Source organism: Novipirellula galeiformis, from assembly GCF_007860095.1.
GTDB classification, from domain to species: Bacteria; Planctomycetota; Planctomycetia; order Pirellulales; family Pirellulaceae; genus Novipirellula; species Novipirellula galeiformis.
Genome location: NZ_SJPT01000003.1, coordinates 497,683 through 517,910, shown reverse-complemented (window position 1 = coordinate 517,910; position 20,228 = coordinate 497,683). Strand labels below are relative to the sequence as shown.

The 20,228-nt window shown below is 57.1% G+C and carries 1 protein-coding gene; it reads right to left on the bottom strand.

Annotated elements, in window-relative coordinates:
• Nucleotides 1-296 precede the first annotated feature (296 nt).
• The gene (locus Pla52o_RS09945) at nt 297-19,949 is read right to left on the bottom strand and encodes a DUF2341 domain-containing protein (protein WP_197169134.1); all 19,653 of its coding nucleotides are present in this window, start codon (nt 19,947-19,949) and stop codon (nt 297-299) included.
• Nucleotides 19,950-20,228 lie beyond the last annotated feature (279 nt).

Below are 20,228 nucleotides of genomic sequence, written 5' to 3'. Positions count from 1 at the left end.
GGGGGGGAGATGCAGCAAGGTCTAGTATCTATATTCGCCCTCTTGGCCCTCGACTTCTACAATCAGAAAAAGAAACCGGGTTGAGTCGACGTTGCGGATAATTCCGAAGATTCCGAACGGGCAAGCTATCCGCGACGACCGTTATGATTGGCTCAGCCGTTGCACGACGTAATCCATGGAAACATGGTTGCTGAGAGCATCTTCACCGTTGTTGTAGCTACCGTCGCGTTCGCGGTGGACCCCGTTCCGGCGAACACAGCTACCCTGTTTAAACCTACGACATTTCTCAAAACGACCTAATCTAAGAACGTTGTCACATCGGCTTTGGATTTGCGAACGCTATCTCCATCGCGGTAAGCGGTTAATAGGGCGGTGGGATCGATCATGCGCCACGCAGGCATGCTGCCGAAAATGGTCGTCAGCAACACACCGCCTCGGAGTGCCCACAACACGTAACCGACCGAGGCCAGTCCGGCGCCGACGCCGAGTCCGCCAATTTCGCCGGCTCCGAAATAGGTCGAATCTTCCGCCGCCGCGGAGCCCTGATTGTTCCACTCGGTCCACTGAATCGCTTGCACCAAGTCGACGATCAATAGCTCATCGAGCATGTGAGACATCTGGGTAATGCCCCGTTTCATGTGCATGTTCGAGGAACCGCCCCACGAAAAGCCGTGACGCTCCGAACCGTTTCGCGATTCTTCGTTTTCACTGTCTCCGAGTTGCATTGCCGAATCACGACCGGAGTCTGAAAAAGTAGTCCGTGGAGCGTGTCCTTTATCGTTCGCCGACGTGTCCGTTTGTGTCGGAGGGGTCACGTAGGCCGGTACCGTCGTGACTCCGCCGGTGGTGTTTGATCCACCCTCGCCGCTATCTCCGTCTCCGGAATTGCCACCGGATGTGTCTCCTCCGCCGCTGGTGTCGCCGCCCCCATCGCCTGAGCCCCCATCGCCCGAGCCGCTTCCACTGGAGCCTCCACTTCCGCCGCCGCCAGCAATCATGGTGATCGCGACGGTCACGACGTTACTATCCAAACTGCCGTCGCTGGCGAGGTAGGTAAACGTATCGCTGCCAAAGTAGGCACCGCTGGGTGTGTAAACCAGACTTCCGTTAGCCGACGTGCTAAGCACTCCATGACTTGGTCCCGATACCAAATTCATTTCAATCACGTTGCCGTCAACATCCGTATCGTTGACCAAGACACCCGGCGCCGCCAGCGTTAGTGTTTCGCCCGCGTTGATCGAGTAGTTGTCGCCGATCGCTACGGGAGCTTCGTTGACGTCGATCACCGCGATCGAAAAATTAGCGGAACTCGACGAACCGTCGCTCGAGTCGGCTCGAACTGTGATCGTGTGACTGATGGCGGTTTCATAATCTACCGATCCTGAAACCGTCACGATTCCGCTGGCTGAATCGATTGCGAATCGGCCGCCGGCGTCATCGGACAACGAGTAGCTCACGATATTGGACGTGCCGTCGTGGTCAATCGCTAAGGCGGTGATGCCAACGACCGTTCCAAACGCCGCGTTTTCGCTGACTTGGTTCGGATTGCCATCGGTGTCGGCCGCTACCGAAACGTTGAACTCATTGACATCGTTCAAATAGATCGTGAACGTTTCATCGTACGTTGCCCCTGCGGCATCCTGGACACGCACCGTGATGTTGTGTTGAGTGGCGGTTTCGTAATCGAGTTGACTTGAATCGGCCACAAGAATGTTTCCGGATGCGTCGATACTGAATCGTCCACCCGCGGAATCGGTCAAGGAATACAGAGTGGTATCAGCGGAGTCGATATCATCGGTCGAAATCGTGCCCACGGTTTGTCCATTGGCGAGGCCTTCGTCGATCGTCATTCCGGTTGCGGTCATGTCACGCGGAGCGTCGTTTCGGCCTTGAATGGTAATGGTGATCTGTTGAGTTGATTCGGCACCGTCGGCGTCGACCATCGTGTAGGTGAAGACGTCATCGATGGTGTTGCCGAGGGTTCGCAGCGCCTCGACTGTGGCATTGTTGTTGTCGACGGAGTAGGTGTAGCTGCCATCGCTTGCAATTACGATCTCACCATACAAACCGCTGACGACGGTGTTCACCGAGCCGTTGGCTGACGAAGCCAAACCTGCTGTCACGCCCGAGATCGTCTTGGTATCTCCAAAGTCGAGATCGGTGTCATTGCTCAAAACGTTGCCCGATGGATCCGTTCCCGGCGTCGCGTTGGCGTTGCCGCCTGCCTCGACCGCCGTCGCCCCATCGACAACCGCAACCGGTCCGTCATTGGTGCCCGTAATGGTGACGGTGATGGTTTCGGTATCGTTCAATGGGATGCCGTCGTCATCAGTGACGCTGACGGTATAAGTCAAAATCAGGGTTTCGCCGGAGGCGAGGAAGTCAAACGCTTCGCTTCCGCTATCGAAAATCCAGTTCAACGTCTTGCTGTTTTCGCTGCCGTTTAGAATCGCGGTCGGCGTTACGGAAAGGAAGTTTTGTAGGTTGGCATCCGTCAATGTCGCCGGGACGCTGGCCACGCCGGTCCCGCTGATGACGATGCCATCGACGGCGGCCAGTACATTGTCGGTTGTATCCAGATCCGTGACGTTCCACGATCCGCTATCGCTCAGGCCCGCATTGCTCTCGGTGAGCGTTGAGGTCGCTGGGCCGCCGGTGATCACCGGTGCGTCGGCGCTTCCTGTGATTGTGACGGTGACGGTTTCAGTATCCGCTAGAGGCTCGCCGTCATCGTCGGTCACGCTGACGGTGTAGGTCAGCGTTAGCGTTTCACCGCTGGCAAGGAAGTCAAAAGCCTCGCTGCCGCTATCGAAAGTCCAGTTCAACGTGTTGCTGACCTGGGTGTCATCAAGGATCAGTGGTGGCGATACGGTTAAGAAAGTTTTCAAGGTCGAAAGGGTCATGCCGGCGGGGATGCTGCCGGCCCCTGTACCACCGGTCGAGACGGAGTCGACGGCGGCGACCACGTTGTCAGATAGGTCTGAGTCGTTGATCGTCAGTGTCCCACTGTTCGTCAGTCCCGCGTCGGTTTCCGTCATCGAAACGGCATCGGGCCCACCCGTGATCACGGGGGCATCGTTGGTGCCGTTGATCGTGATTGTGACTTCTTGCGTATCGGTGGCGCCCTGGCTGTCGGTGACGGTGATCGTGTAGGTCAACGTCAACGATTCGCCAGCGGCGAGGTAGTCAAACGCTTCGCCGGCGGAGTTAAAGTCCCAAGTCAGTTGGTTGGACGTTTCGGTTCCATCAATGACGTTGGCGGTCGAAGTCAACATCGCCAGAAGCGCCGCGTCATTGGACGCCAAACCCGTGGTGGTTCCAGCTTTGACGATACCACTGACGGTCGACGTTACGGTGTCGGACTGGTTCAAGTCGGTGACCGTCAGCGTTCCCGAGGTCGTCAGTGCTGCATCGGTTTCGCTGAGCGATTCAGCCGCGGAGTCGCCCAAGTCAACCGAGATCACAGGCAGGTCATTGGCACCCGTGATCGTGATGGTGACCTCTTGAGTGTCCGTGGTGCCTTGGCTGTCGGTGACCGTGATGGTGTAGGTTAGAACAATTGATTCGCCAGCGGCAAGGTAATCAAAGTGTTCGCTGCCAGAGTCGAACGACCACGTCAGAGTGTCGGACGTTTTGGTGGCGTCCAGGACCGCAGCGGTCGAGCTGAGCATGGCCAGTAGGGCGGTGTTGTCCGATGCCAATCCAGTCGAGTCACCCGTCACGACGACACCGCTGACGGTGGAAGCAACGGTGTCGGAGAGATCGAGGTCGGTGGTTGTCAACGTGCCACTCGTGGTGAGCGTCGCGTTGTTTTCGCTCAGCGTTTCAGCGGCGCTGTCCCCACCGACGACGGTGATGTCCGGTGCATCGTTGGTGCCGTTAATCGTGATTGTGACATCTTGCGTATCGGTAACACCTTGGCTGTCGGTGACGGTGATCGTGTAGGTCAGCGTCAACGACTCACCGACGGCGAGATAGTCAAACGCTTCGCTAGCGGAGTTGAAGTCCCATGTCAGAGTATTGTTGAGTTCCGTTCCGTCGATCACATTGGCGGTTGAGGTCAACATCGCGAGCAATGCCGCGTCATTGGACGCCAGTCCGGTGGTCGTTCCACCTTTGACGACACCACTGACGGTGGAAGTCACCTCGTCCGACAAGTCGAGATCGCTGACGTCGAGCGTGCCGGTCGTTGTCAGCGTGGTGTCAGTTTCGGTGATCGATTCGGCCGCACTGCCGCCACCAATCGTGACGTCGGGTGCATCGTTGGTGCCGTTGATCGTGATTGTGACTTCTTGCGTGTCGGTGGCCCCTTGGCTGTCGGTGACGGTGATCGTGTAAGTCAGCGTCAACGTTTCACCAGCGGCGAGGTAATCGAACGATTCGCCTGCGGAGTTAAAATCCCAGGTCAGTGTTTCGGATTGTTCGGTGGCATCCAATACGTTGGCGGTTGAGGTCAACATCGCCAGCAGGGCAGTGTTGTTGGATGTTGATCCGGTCGTGGTCCCGCCCGCAGTGACGCTGCTGACGGTGGAAGTCACCACGTCCGTTAAATCCAGGTCGGTGACGGTCAGTGTGCCAGTGCTGGTGAGTGTGGTGTTGGTTTCCGTGATTGATTCGGCTGCGGTGTCACCAGATTCGACCGAGATGACCGGCGTGTCGTTGCTACCCTGAATCGTGATCGTGATTTGGGTGGTTGATTTCACTCCCGACCCGTCGATCGCGGTGTAGGTGAATACATCGTCGAGCGTTTCGCTGCTGTTGCGAAGCGCTTCGACGGCGGGGTGGTTGTTATTGACGGTGTAGGTGTAATTCCCATTGGCGTCGATATTGATCGTGCCGTAGGTTCCCGCGACGGGGGATGCGATATTGCCGCTGGCGGAAACGGCGACGCCTGCCACGACACCGTCAACGTTCTTGGTGTCACTCGCGTCGACATCGGTGTCATTGGTCAGCACATTGCCCGTTGGATTGGATCCCGCGGTCGTGTTGGCCACTCCGCCTGCTTCGGTCGCCGTATCGGTGTCCGCGACCGCAACGACGGCATCATTGACATCGGTGACCACCGTCGATGCGGTGGCCGATTCACTCGAAAAGGCGGTCGTGCCGCCACCGCTGCCAGGATCCGCATACTCGGGTGCGCCAAACGCCGACGGCGATCCGGTGGTTGTATCCCAAGCCACAAAATCGAAGGTTGCCGTTTCGCCATTGAGCGTGTCGGGTTGATAACGAATTTGCGTCGATGCACTCAGCAGGAGTGCATTTGTTCCAGTGATCCCGCTAAACGACGTCCAGTTCGATCCGTCGGTTGAATACTGCCAATTACCATTGCTGCTAACCGCGGTGACGGCGATCCCCTTGACCGCGCCGGTGTCGACGTCGGCCCAGCCGGCGGACGCCAGGATCGAGTTGACGCTTGTCGGTGTGGAAGGGGTGTCTTCGTTCGTGCCTGGTAAACTCACGGTGGCCGAGTCGGTAATCGTCGGTGCATCGTTGACCGGTGTGACCGTTACCTCCGCCACTCCGACATTGGCGCTGAACTCGGTGATTCCGCCCCTCGCCGCGGTGCTGACTTTTGTCCCCTCAGTCCCATTGGTTTGATCCCAAGCGACAAACGATATTGACGATGTATCAGCGTTCATCGCGTCAGGGACATATCGCAAGTAATCGCTAGATCGCAGCAGCAACGACGTGGTCGTGTTAACGGTACCGACATCGGTCCAAGAGGAACCGTCGAGCGAATATTGCCAAGTTCCGTTTCCGCCGCTGATCGATTGAACTGCGATCCCTTCGCTCGGGCTGGCGTCGACGTCGGTGATCCGATTTCCCGACAGGCTGGCGATAATCGAAGCGACCGTATCGCCTGAGTTGTTTGTTTCGTCTTCGGTAATATCCGAGAGCGTGAATGTTTCCGAGTCATCGAGCTCTGGCGCATCGTTGACCGCCGTGATATCGACGTTGACCGTGCCCAGGTTGATGTCACTACCACCGCCGGTTCCGGTATTGCCGTTGTCGTTGACCTTGACATTGATCGTATCGACGTTGCCGCCGTTCAGATTCGCGGTCGAGTGTAGATACTTGATGTTGCTGGCGGTATCGAGATAGGCGTTCAAATCGGCCAGCGTCCCGGTCAATGTCAGCGTGTCGCTGCCGCTGCCGACGATGGTGACCCCGCCGCCACTGCTGGCGGTCAAATTTCCGCCGGTCGCGGTGGTCAACGTGACGGTCAGGTCGCCGCCGCCATGGTCGATGTCGTTCAAGTTGATTTGCGACAGATCCACGTTGCCGCTGACGTCTTCCGTCACCGTGATGTCACTTGGCAAACCGCCGGGGTTCGTCGGATCGTCGTTGGTCGCAGTGATGTTGATCGTCTGACTTGCCGAATCCTCTTCGCTCGTTCCGTTTGCCGTCAGGCCTGGATCGGCACCGGTATTGCCGCCATCGTTCACCGTGACTGTGACCGTGGTCGACGCACTCGGAGTGTCGCTGTTGTTGAGATACGTAATCGTGCCAGTGCCTGCGCCGGTCAGCAGGTTATCGATTTGGCTGAGCGTACCGGTGATCGTGACCGTTCCGGTGCCATTGCCACCGCTGATCGAAACGCCTGAGTCGCCGGCCGCAACCGTGATTGCTCCTTCGCCGACATTGATCGTCGCGGTCATCGTGCCGCTGGCCGCGTCGACATCGGTGACGGTAAATCCAGTGCCATGAATCGCTAGTCCCACTTGCTCGGTCGCCGCCAGAGCACCGCCTGGTCCATTGACCACGGGGGTGTCATTGACCGCATTGACCGTAATCGCGACGACATCCGAATCCTGCTCGCTTGTTCCATCCCCGGTGACGCCTGGGTCGCTTCCGGTATTGCCGAGGTCATTGGTGGTTACCGTTAAATTCACGGGGCCGTTGTAATTGGTCGTCGTGACAAAACTCAAGCCGTTTAACGCGGCATTGATATTGGCAACCGTCCCCGTGAAGATCATGTTCGCGTCGCCGCTGCCGTCGCCGGTCGAAAATGTCAGACCGGTGGTTTGCGACAAGGTCAACACTCCGCCTGCGTCGACGCTTAATTCAACGCGAACGTTATTGGAACTTGCGTCGACATCGCCAATCGAAATTTGATTCCCGTTGCCTGACGAGAATACCAACGTGGCGTCTTCGTTGACACTTTGGGCACCCGGGATCGTGTTCACGGGGGCATCATTGACGGGGTCGACGGTCACATTGGCAACCGTCGTGCTGCCGCCCAGTCCTGCGTCATTGTTGGAAGTCGAAGCCTGGATCGCAAAGTTGCCGGTGCCGTTGAAATTGGCGTCAGGAGTGAACTTCAGCCCGGCGGTACCTTCGGCCACAGTAATGAACGAACCGTTGGTGATCTGTGTCACGCCGTCGTTCTTGTACAACGTGCCGCTGGTGATACCGGTGATCTTGTAGTAGGTCACCTCCGCACCATCGGAGGCATTTCGCGTAATCACCAACCCACCGCTGGACTGGGTGTCTTCATTCGTGGTCGCGCCGGTTACCGAAGGGGTATCGGCAACGGGATTAACCACCAAACTAGCGGTGTCGGTATCCGACGAAAATGCGGTGTTTCCGCCGGACAGCGACGTCGTTACCGCAATTTGGACGTTGTCGACCAGGATCTCTTTTCCGCCGCCATTGTTGTCAAAGAAACGGATTTGAGTGTTTGACGCGGTGTAGGAGGAAATGTCGAAACTTTTTGTCCCCGTTGCCGTTCCCGATGTGATCGCTAACAGTGTCGTCCAAGTGCTGCCGCCATTGGACGAGACTTGAGCATGAATCGCTCCGCTTCCTCCCAAATTGTTGGTGACCAGATCAAAGGAAAGCGTCGCAGTGGTCGCTGAACTTAAGTTGGCTTCGCGAAAAATGTATTTACTTGCACTTGATTCACCGACGTTCAGCAAGCCGCCGGTAATATAGTACTTACCTCCTGACGCACCACCGCCACCGCTGTCGTTTTCGATCCAATCGGTCGACCACGAAAGCGAACCGTTGTTATTGCTATACGACGCGACGCTAAAGGTGTCCCGATAGGTGCCGGACGTGAAGCTCGTGTCTGCAAACCCGCCGTTACTGCCACTGGTTTGATCCCAAGCTCGGAAGGTAATGGCGTTGTTAAGGGTTCCAAAATAGTCCGCATTGGGCTGGAAATAGACTCGCGTGCCAGCGTCGGCCGCCAGCAAACGGGCGTTCGCATCGCTAACACCACCCATCGCATTCCAAGTGCTGCCGTTATCGATCGAGTAGAACCAAGTGCCATTTGTGGTATCAACCGCAGTGATCGCGATCCCCAACGCAGCACCGGCATCCGAATCGCTGACGTTGTCCATTTGGCCCGCTGGACTCGAGAAATCGACCAGCGATGACACCAACGTTCCCACGGTTCCCGAGGGGACCCCCGCGTCTTCGTTGGTTGCATCCAGTGCCGGATCCTGGCTGTTATCCAGCACCGGCGCCGCATTGGTGTTCACCACCGTGATACTCGCGGTTTCGCTTGCGGTACTGAACGCGGTCGCGTCGCCGTTGACCGAAACATTGACTTTGGTTCCTTCCACGCCACTGGTTTGGTCCCAGGCACGGAACGTAAAGCTAGCGGTGGTTTCGTTAGCCGGATTGGGGACGAATCGAACCAGATCGGTATCACGAAGCAGTAAGGCGGATGAATTCGTCACCGTACCGATCGCATTCCACGAGCTCCCTGCATCAGTTGAATATTGCCACGTTCCATTGCCGCTCGACAGTGAGGTGACTGCGATCCCTTCACTATCGCCTGCATCGGGATCGGTTAGTCGATCGCCGCCCGCACTGGCGATGATCGAAGCGACCGACTGGCCGTCATTATCGGTCTGGTACTTCGTGATTGTGGACAGGAACACGGTGCCTGAGTTATCAAGCACGGGCGCATCGTTGACCGCGGTGATATCCACGTTTACCGTGCCGAGATTGATATCGGTACCACCGCCCGATCCAGTGTTGCCGTTGTCGTTGACCTTGACCACGATCGAGTCTGCGTTGTCACCGCTGAAGTTCGCCGTTGCGTGCAGGTATTGAATGTTGCTGGCGGTGTCGAGGTAGGTGTTCAGGTTCGCGAGCGTTCCGGTCAGCGTCAGAGTTCCGCTCCCGCTGCCACCGATCGTGACTCCACCCTCACTTGCCGCCGACAAGTTGCCGCCGGTTGACGTTGTCAGAGTGACTGTCAAATTGCCGCCGCCATGATCGACATCGCTTAAATTGATTTGCGACAGATCCACGTTGCCGCTGACGTCTTCGGTCACCGCGATATCGCTCGGCAATCCGCCTGGATTCGTCGGATCGTCGTTAGTGGCCGTGATGTTGATCGTCTGGCTCGCCGAATTCTCTTCGCTCGTACCGTCCGCGGTCAGTCCCGGATCGGTACCGGTGTTTCCGCCATCGTTGACGGTGACCATGATCGTGGTCGATGCACTTGGGGTGTCACTGCTGTTTAAATACGTGATCGTGCCGGTACCTGCCCCGGTCAGCAAATTATCAAGCTGGCTGAGTGTGCCGGTGATCGTAACCGTCCCGGTGCCATTGCCACCGCTGATCGCAACTCCCGAGTCGCCGGCGGCTACCGTGATCGCGCCTTCGCCGACGTGGAATGTTGCCGTCATCGTGCCGCTGGCCGCATCGACATCGGCGACGGTGAACCCAGTGCCATGGATCTCCAATCCGACTTGTTCGGTCGCCGTTAGAGCACTGCCAGGACCGTTGACGACGGGGGTGTCATTAACCGCGGTGATATCGATTTGAACGGTGTCGACGTCTTGTTGGACGCCTCCGGTACCGGTGTTGCCTCCGTCATTGGTGGTGATGGTTAACGTATCGGCGGCGGTTCCCACCACATCGGTGTTGCCGGTATAAGTCAACGACGCCAATGTGGCATTGATGTCCGCCACGGTGCCTTGAATGGTCACATCGCCGCTGCCGTTGGTCCCGGCACTGATCGTGGCGCCGCCCGACAGCGTGATGTTCAGCACCCCGGCGGTGACTTGCAAACGCGTGGTCAGATTGCCGCTCGCTGCATCGACATCGCTGATCGAAACACCGCTGATCGTGGTTGCCGTTTCTTCGGCGACCGTCTGTGTTCCAGGTACCGTGTTTGTCGGCGCATCGTTGACGGCGGTGATATCAACGTTCACCGTGCCCAGGTTGATATCGGTGCCACCGCCGCTGCCTGAATTGCCGTTGTCGTTGACCTTGACGTTGATCGTGTCGACGTTGTCACCGTTCAGGTTCGCGGTTGCGTGCAGGTATTGAATGTTGCTGGCGGTGTCGAGGTAGGTATTCAGGTTCGCGAGCGTCCCGGTCAGCGTCAGAGTTCCGCTACCGCTGCCACCGATCGTGACACCGCCACCACTTGCCGCCGACAAGTTGCCGCCGGTCGCGGTGGTCAACGTGACCGTCAAATCGCCGCCGCCATGATCGACGTCGCTTAAATTGATTTGCGACAGATCGACATCACTGCTGACGTCTTCGGTCACCGCGATATCACTCGGCAATCCGCCTGGGTTTGTTGGATCGTCATTGACGGCGGTGATGTTGATCGTCTGGCTTGCCGAATCCTCTTCGCTCGTGCCGTCCGCGGTCAATCCTGGATCGGCACCGGTGTTACCGCCATCGTTGACCGTTACCGTAATCGTGGTCGATGCACTCGGCGTGTCACTGTTGTTTAAATAGGTGATCGTGCCGGTGCCTGCCCCGGTCAGCAAGTTATCGATTTGGCTGAGCGTGCCGGTGATCGTGACGGTTCCGCTGCCATTGCCACCGCTGATCGAAACGCCTGAGTCGCCGGCTGCAACCGTGATCACCCCTTGGCCGACATTGATCGTGGCCGTCATCGTGCCGCTGGCCGCGTCGACATCGGTGACAGTAAACCCAGTGCCTTCAATCGACAAACCCACTTGCTCGGTCGCTGACAACGCACTCGCTGGTCCATTGACCACGGGGGTGTCATTGACGGGGGTGATATCGATTTGAACGGTGTCGATGTCTTGTTGGACGCCACCGGAACCAGTGTTGCCTCCGTCATTGGTCGTGATGGTTAACGTATCGGCGGCGGTTCCCACCACATCGGTGTTACCGGTATAAGTCAACGATGCCAATGTGGCATTGATGTCCGCCACGGTGCCTTGAATGGTCACATCGCCGCTGCCATTGGTCCCGGTGCTGATCGTGGCGCCGCCCGACAGCGTGATATTGAGCACTCCGGCGGTGACTTGTAGACGGGTAGTCAGGTTGCCGCTCGCTGCATCGACATCGTTGATCGAAATACCGCTGATCGCGGTCGCTGTTTCTTCAGCGACCGTCCGTGTTCCAGGTACAGTGTTGGATGGCGCATCGTTGACGGCGGTGATGTCGACGTTCACCGTGCCCAGGTTGATATCGGTGCCACCGCCCGATCCGGTGTTGCCGTTGTCGTTGACCTTGACCGTGATCGTATCCGCGTTGTCACCGTTCAGGTTCGCGGTTGCGTGCAGGTATTGAATGTTGCTGGCGGTATCAATGTAGGCATTCAGGTTTGCCAGGGTCCCCGTCAATGTCAGCGTACCGCTGCCACTGCCGAGTATCGTGACTCCGCCGCCGGTTGTCGCGGTCAAGTTCCCGCCGGTTGACGTGGCTAACGTGACCGTCAGATTACCGCCATTGTGATCGACATCGCTGAGGTTCATCTGCGACAGATCGACATTGCTGCTGACGTCTTCGCTCACCGCGACATCCGTTGGCAATCCGCCCGGGTTCGTCGGATCGTCGTTAACTGCGTTGACGGTGATCGTGACTGTCTCGGTTGTGGTGTTCGTTCCGTCGGAAGCATCCACGGTGAAAACGACTTGGTAGTCACCCACTTGCTCGATCGCCGTGAAGGTTGGCTTATCGACATTCGCGTCGCTCAGCGTGACGGCGGGACCGGAGGTTTGAGTCCACGTGTATGTCAACGCACTGTTTTCGGGATCAAACGCCGAGACTTGCAGCGTGACTAAGTCATCTTCGTTGACCGTTTGATCTCCGAGCCCCGCAAAACCACTGGCGGATATCACGTTGCCCGCCGTCATCCCCGACATCGTGCCGTGATGCCCATTGCCGCTGTCGTCGATCACACCGCTCGCACCGGTGGTGGCACCCGTGAACGAGTACGAGGCGACTAATCCAGTTTGAGGCCCTGAAAGCTCTTCGAACATATCGGCCCGCACTTGCGTTTCGCTACGACCGCCATTCCAAATGCGGACTTGATCGATTTGACCATCAAACTTGTAGGATGTGTTATTCGCCCATCCTGAGATCTGGGCGTTGGAGGAGGCAAACGCGTTGCCGTCGCTGGGGGTACCCGACCGCTGAGTCATCGTCTGTTCAACGCCATCGATGATCAGACGGCTGCCGGTTGCGTCACCATTGCGAAACACGGCGGTGACATGATGCCATCCGCTTGCCAGACCCGCACTGCTGATACCATAAAGGTCGCCGGCTCCGGTGTTATATCCAAAATTTCCGCCTGACAACCACAGATCATAGGATTCGAATCCAAACGGCATCACGTTATCGGTGCCATCCCAGTTCATCCAGAACTCGACCGTGACATCGGTTCCCGCCGCGGTATTGACCGGCAATCCCGACAGCGTGATCGTGTCGTCACCCCCTTCGAAATCGATAACTTGATTCCCAGGATCGTCCACGTCCGAGACCGCCACGATGGTCGGTGCGTCGTCGATGCCGTTGACCGTGATCGTCACGGTTGCGGTATCGGTGCCTCCGTTGCCGTCGCTAACGGTGTAAGTAAACGAATCGGTCCCGGTCTCTCCCGCAGCCAAACTATCGAATGCACCGTTGGGATCGTAGTCAAAGCTGCCATCGGCATTGACCGTGACGAAGGCTCCTGATCCGAGCACAATTTTATTTCCGACGCCTGCTACAGAGCCCTGCACCTGGCTGACGGTTAACGTATCGCCTTCGCCATCGATGTCGTTGCTGACGACGCCGGTGCTTGCACCCCTACTCAGTGTCGAATTCTGATCGGTGGAAAATCCGGTCCAGCTGGGGCCGCCGATCAGCGTGCCTTTGGTGGAGTTGCCGGTCAAGTCGTAGGCGTCGACACCCGCACCTTCGTTGAAATTCCAGTAGCCCGCCAGTCCTATCTCGGTACCCGTTAGGGTGGTGTCAAGGTTGTTTTGGATTTGCGTTTGTGTACGAACGGTGCTCCATACGCGAACGTCGTCAATTTCACCGGAGAAGTATTGTCCGGCAGGACCGTTCTCGCGACTGCCTACGCGTAGGTCATCCTTGGTCGGATGTGCATCACCGATGGGACCCGAGCCATTGTATGTCTCGACAACATGGCCGTTGACATACGTGTTGATCGTGCCATTGTCATAAGTGACCGAGATGTGCGCCCATTCATTCAATTGCAACACATAGCCGGTGTCATGCCAGGTCCAGCCGGGAATGGTGTTGGCGAAGCCCCACATTAAAGAGCCCGTTGATGAGATCCCGATTTCATATTCACCTTCTTTGTTCAGCAGCATGCTCGATGCGGCAGGATAGGCCGTCGGGCGGGCCCACACTTCCATTGTCATCGTGTTGGTGAATTCAAGATCCGTATCACTTCCCAAGTTGACATAATCATCCACGCCATCAAAGGACAGACCGTGATGGTCATCTACCGCGATCGGTGCATCAGCGACCTCAGCCACCGAGACGAGCTTTTGTGACGTGTTGCTAGTGCCACCGTCACCATCGGCTACGACAAAATCGACGGTTCGAGCGGTCGTTGCCGGATTATCCGATACGTTGAAATAGCCGACTTGTCGCCCGACTTCTTGTGCGATTCCCGGCGTGCTGCTGGCGTTAAACGAAATCACCAACGGCGAGGTTCCAAGGCCACCACTCGCGGTGCCGACCCACACGGCACTGTGGTAGACTTTGTTTCCCAGCATCGTGATGTTGCCGCCGGGGACGATCGTCAGCCGATCATTTCCGCTGGCATTGGCAGAAATCGTGACGCTTAACGAGCCACCGTTAAAATCACCAAGATCCGCGTCCGTGATGGTCAGCGCCGAATCAATCACAGTCGAGTTTGCGTTCTCGGTATAAGCGGTCGTGCCTCCGGACGCGGTGGTCACCGGCGCGTCATTGAGCGAGTTGACGGTGATCGTTACGGTGGCGACATTGGAATCCTGGGTACCATCGTTGCTCTTGTAGGTAAACGTATCGACGCCGCTGAAATCGGTATCGGGCGTATAGCTGAACGATCCATCCGCGTTGATCTCTAGCGTTCCGTTACTCGGCCCCGTTACCACGCCGGTGTTGACACTCAGCGGATTACCATCAACGTCCGTATCGTTCTGCAACACGCCGGAGTGCGCGATGTTTTGTACTTCGGCCTCGGAAAGCGCGGTGTCGTAAATGCGGACGTCATCGATTTGTCCATTGAAATACCGCGTGTTAGCTCCCGGTTTGCCGATTTGCAATGCGCCCCAATAGGAGCGGTCGTTTTCGGTACCGGTATCGGTCCCTTCGAGCACTCCGTCGACGTACAGCGACGCACTGTAGGTTCCACCGCCCAAATCGGTCACCACCACAGCGACATTATGAAACTGGGTTGTGTCGGTAAAGTCCGAGTTCGAGACGATCATGATCGAATCGCCGCCGTTTATGGGCAACTCGTAGCCCATAAAGAAAACAATCTTGTTGGCTTGATCCCAGCTGCCGATCGTCAGCCCCATTTCGGCTTCGGCTGCGGTACCAGGAGCGGAACCGTATCCGTTGCCGCCACTGTTGCCCTGCCACAGAATATGCTGTTGCCCCGACGTCGTGTCCGTTTGGAACCATGTCGAGAGTGTAAAGCTGGTCGCGGTCTTGAGCACCGTGCTGGACGTCGCGACATAGTCACTCGATCCGTCAAACGAGAGTGCTCCTGACCCGATATGCCCGCTGGTCCAAGCCGGGTCGTCGGTATTGGCGCTGGTGTTGGCACCCAAGGTGGCGTCGTTGCCGAGTGCACCGGAGTCGACGGTCGTTTGATTGCTGCCGCCTTCGTTCAGTTCCCAGTGGTTGGCCAGGTTGCCGGTGGCCGGACCAACCACCAATGTTCCGTTTTCGTCAACCGAATAAGAATCATCGACGGCCACGGGCGCATCATTGACCGGCGATACGTTCAAACTGGCTGAGTCGGTGGTATGGCTGTACGCTTCGGCTCCGCCATTAGTCGAGACATCAACTTCGGTGCTGCCGCTTGGTCGTCCGTCCGTCGCATCCCAGGCGCGGAATGTGATCTCTCCGGCGGTGCCGTTGTAGTCAGCATCTGGGACAAAGCGAATCTTTGCGGTTCCATCTAGCAATACCGCGGCAGTGTTGCTGACGGTGCCGAAATCGGTCCAACCGCTTCCCGAATCGTATTGCCATGTGCCGTTAGAGTCATCAACGCTAATGACAGCGATTCCTTCGACCGCGCCCGAGTCGCCATCTGAAATGGGATTGCCTCCGACGCTGGCAATGATGGATGCAACGGTATCTCCGAGTGAGTTGGTGTCATCTTCGCTGATGTCGCTCAGCGTCATCTCACGCGATTCGGCGCTGCCTAGCGTATAGAACGCACTCGGATCGTCTTGGCTTGCGATCGATGTTTGAATCCACTGTTGTGATCGGACGACATTCGAGACGCGAATTTCGTCCATCATTCCGTCGAAGTAACGGGTGGCTCGATCAGGATTGCCGCCCCACAACCAATCGGCTGGATCCGCAAGCGAGGTCCACTGGGCTGCCACGTCATCTGACGAAAACGACATCGCGATGCCATCGACATAGATTTCCACATCTTTGGTTGCAAAATCTTGCGTTACGGCGACGTGGTGCCAGACTCCATTGGTGTAAGGATTTGATCCGATAACGAAGTTGGAAGAGTTACCGGCATCGGGATAATAGAAGTGAGTCCCACTGCCTTGTGACCCCCATTCGTAACCGTCAATCGAACCTGAGGTGAACCGATTGCTCGACGACATCACGAATTGATGATCTCCGTCGGCGGCGTTGTCCCAATTGACCCACAATTCAAAGGTGGCCGCACTGGCAGTGCTATCGAGACTAACGCTGTCGCCGATACGAATCAGATCGTTTACTTCATCAAAATCCAGCCCTGTACCAATTTTGGTCTCAACGAGATCAGCGGCATTCATTGAACCTTCAGTGACGCCGTCATTGTTGTTCGAGGTGCTGTCAACAATTTCGCCTGCCGCGCCGGTCGGCGAGTTATTCAAGTGCCACACGCCTTGGTATCCTGCATCCCAAACGTTCGTGGCATCCTGCTGATTCGCGACGGCGTCATTGCCGTAGTACATGTACAAACGCGTGTCTTGAAAATCAGACAGATCGGTCTTCACCCAGGCTGTCAGCTCACCGGTGGCAGACGTAAAGACTTCGATTTCGTGAGCCAGTTTGGTCGTGCCGTCGCCAGAGGTGAACAGAATGTCGTCACCATCAATCTGGGCAAAATTCGCAAGGTCAAGATCGGTATTCAGATCAACCAGGATAGGAAAACCAACAAGGTCCCCAAAGACTTGACTCGCGCCGATCGTGATTTCTTTTCGGTACGACCAATCATCGTTGTACCAGGAAGCGATTTGGGGCGCATCGTTGACCGCGGTAATCACCAAGTTCGCGGTGTCGGTTGCGGTCGAGAACGCGGTTGAGCCTCCGTTGCTCGATGTACTAGCCAAAATGCCATTGCTACCCGTCGTTTGATCCCAAGCACGGAAGGTAATGGCATTGGAAACGGTGCCGTTGTAGTTGGCATTGGGCTGGAAGTAGAGCCGCGTATTGGCATCGGCGGCCAGCAATCTCGCGCTCGCATCGCTAACCGCGCCGAGCGCGTTCCAAGTGCCGCCACTATTGGTGCTGTAGAACCAAGTGCCGTTAGTCGTATTGGCCGCCGTGATTGCAATCCCCAGTGCGGCGCCGGGATCGGAATCGGTCACGTTGTCGACTTGGCCCGAGGGGGATGCAAAATCGACGAGCGACGAGATCAGCGTCCCGACCGCACCCGCTGGCGGACCCGAATCTTCGTTCTGCCCCGTCAGGATCGGGCTCTTGGTGTTGTCCAAGACCGGCGCTTGGTTAAAACTGATTTTCGCGACGAAGGCGTCCGTTCCTCCTCGTGGCCCCAGGTTCGTGGGCACCGTACTGCCCCACGTCTCATTTGATTGCGAGAAACCCGTTACATAGGCTGCGCCGTCGCTGCCCAAGGCAATTGCCTGACTGCGGTTGTTGACGCTGCCCCCGAGATAGGTCGAGTACACGAGACTCGTACCGGTGGCATTCAAAACAGTCAGGTAGCCATCGAAGGAGCCACCGAGGATACGGTCGTTTCCGTCGGCGGTGGTCGGGTGATTCACCGAGGCGGTGGCCCCCGTGATATACGCATTCCCGGCCGAGTCGATGTCCAATCCGTAGGCCATGTCCCAGCCGCCTCCACCCAGATAGGTCGAGTATTTTAGCGAGGATGTGCCCGAGAGTGTGGTGTCGAACTTGGCCACGACGGTATCGCGGGTTCCGCCATTATGCGACGTGTCATAGGCTCCCGCGGTGGTGGAGAATCCGGTATCCGCGCTGCCCGCGAGATAGGCGTTTCCGGAATCGTCCACGACGAGGCCATAGTTGTAGTCGGTACCGGTGCCGCCCAGGTACGACGAGTACAGCACGGTGTTGCCGGTGCTGTTGAACTTCGTTAGGAAAATGTCGTAGCCGCCGTTGTATGATGAATCGTAGGCATTGACGGTCGTCAGGTCGGTGGACTGCGTGTTCCCGGAAATGTAGACGTTGCCGGCCGAATCGACGTCCAGACCCTCGGCGGAATCACTGCCACTGCCACCGAAGTAAGTCGAGTAGAGCAGCGAGTTGCTGCCCGTCTGGGATAGATCAAACTTAGCCACAAAGGCGTCCTGGCTGCCGCCTAGGGAACTGTCCAGAGCGTTCTTCAACGGCAAGTTGCTAGACTGCGTGTAACCCGCAATGTAGACCACACCGGACGAGTCGAGAGCGATGTTACTTGACGAATCGGTGCCGCTACCGCCGAAGTAAGAGGAATAGAGTAGAGCGTCGCCGCTGGCATTGAGCTTCAGCAGATACGCGTCTATCGTTCCACTGAGCGAACTCTGATAGGCGTTCACGGTAGGCAGATCGGTGGAGTACGTCAGGCCGGTCACGTACGCGTTTCCGGACCCGTCGACCGCGATGTCGTAGGCTGAGTCGTAACCATTACCACCAATGAACGTGGAATACACCAGCGAACTGCCATCGGCGCTGAGCTTGGTGACGAAGACATCATAGGAACCACCGTTATACGTCGTGTCCATCGTACCGACCGTCGTCGGGAAGTCTGTCGAGGCGGTGTTGCCGGTGATATAGACATTGCCGCTGGCGTCCACGGCGATGGCGTTTGCGGTGTCATAACCGGTGCCGCCGATGAAGGTTGTGTAGTCGAGGATGGGGTCGATCACAAGTTCGCGGCTGGCGTCATAATCACCCACGACGAAACCGACGGTTCCATCCTCGTGAATCACATAGCTGCTCTCGACGGCAATCCGAGAACCATCGTCGGCCAATTGGTGGCTGACCGGAGCTTTGAAGATGACCACGTCGCCAGCGTCATTTAGAGTCAACTGCAACTCGCCAGTCTCCGTTACCGCGATCCCTGTCACGCCATCGAAGTTCAAACGAATCACGCTGGTGTCAGTGCCAGCGTCGACAATAAAGTCGTACTCTAGCTGACGTTGGTTGCCGTAATAACGGAGATCGACGCCGTCGTAGACGCTTTCGTAACGCACGCTGGTGAAGTTCGTAACATCCGTTCTCCAGTCCGCTTGGTCGCCAACCAGATAATTGCTGCGGCTGATCAAGGCGTCCTCGCCATTGGCGACAATGTCGGTATGGGCACCGACCAGATCCAGTCGTACCACATGCTGGCCGTCGCCGTTGTTGATATTGATCACCGCATCGCCATCGGTCAGAAACACAGTGTAGCCGCCGCCACGTGCGATAAAGTCCACCACGGCGTCGGTCTGGCCTGTGTTTTCTTCAAAGGCCAGCGGTAACTCCGCGAGCTGGACACTGGGAGCCTCATCGTCATCGGGCGAAGTCGGTGCGTCGACGGCGTCCAGCACACCGAGCCAGTCATGCTGGACATCCATCGAAAAGGCGATCGAGGATTCAACGGAACCCAGCGTGTATTCTAAATCCCAGTCACCACCAAGCGACGCGTGCCCCGTTGCGTCATCACTGGCTGCAACGTCTGCGTTCGTCACCAACGCGATCATTTCGATCAGATCGCGACCCGATTCGGTCGACGCCAAATCACAACCGTAGATCAACAAGTCGGCGTCGTTATCAAGTGCATGGCCCCACGACGCGATCTCGCCCGCGTAGTTCGGTGCCGCATTGAGATCCAATCGCGTATTACCAAGCTGGATGCCCTCGCCGTCACCGTGGCTGAGCAAATGAATCGCATCGACGCTGGTCAAATTGCGAAGCGTCTCGGTGATTTGCAGAATTCCGTCTTGGTCGGCCTGCAAACGGACGATCAACCACTGGGTTTGGTCTCCTGATCCATCGCGGAGATTCGCGAGTAAGGTGTCAGCATCTTCCACGCCCGCATCGACAAACACGACTTCGATCGGTAGTGCTGGATCGAGAACCTCGGCTTCGGCCACATCGACGGTGGCAATGTCGATCACATCATGCTCGGTGGGCAGCGGCTGTGCGGTTGGCGTCGCGACATCACCAATCGCTTCCCCATTCGCCTCGGCCAGCTGACTCAATATCGCCGCTTCGAGATCGAGATCAATGTCCATCGAGCCATCGAGACCATCCATGCCTTCGCCGCTAAGCAGGATGCGTTCTTCGAGTGGGTAAAAGTCGAATTCGCGACTCATCGATTTCAATCCATGGCGTTTCATCGTCGCGGAAAACTGACGAGGCGACCTGCTCGCGACTCCTTCATACAGCGCAAAATTACACCCCGTTCGTCGGGGGGGAGATACAGCAAGGTCTAGTATCTTTATTCGCCCTCTTGGCCCTCGACTTCTACGATCAGAAAAAGAAACCGGGTTGAGACGCCTTTGGCGATATTTCCGAAGATTCGGAACGGGCAAGATATCCGCGACGATCGTTATGATTGGCTCAGCCGTTGTACGGCGTAAACAATGGAAGCC

Excerpts from the sequence above, each read along its gene's own strand:
- Pla52o_RS09945 (WP_197169134.1), bottom strand. The coding sequence starts at position 19,949 with ATGAGTCGCGAATTCGACTTTTACCCACTCGAAGAACGCATCCTGCTT.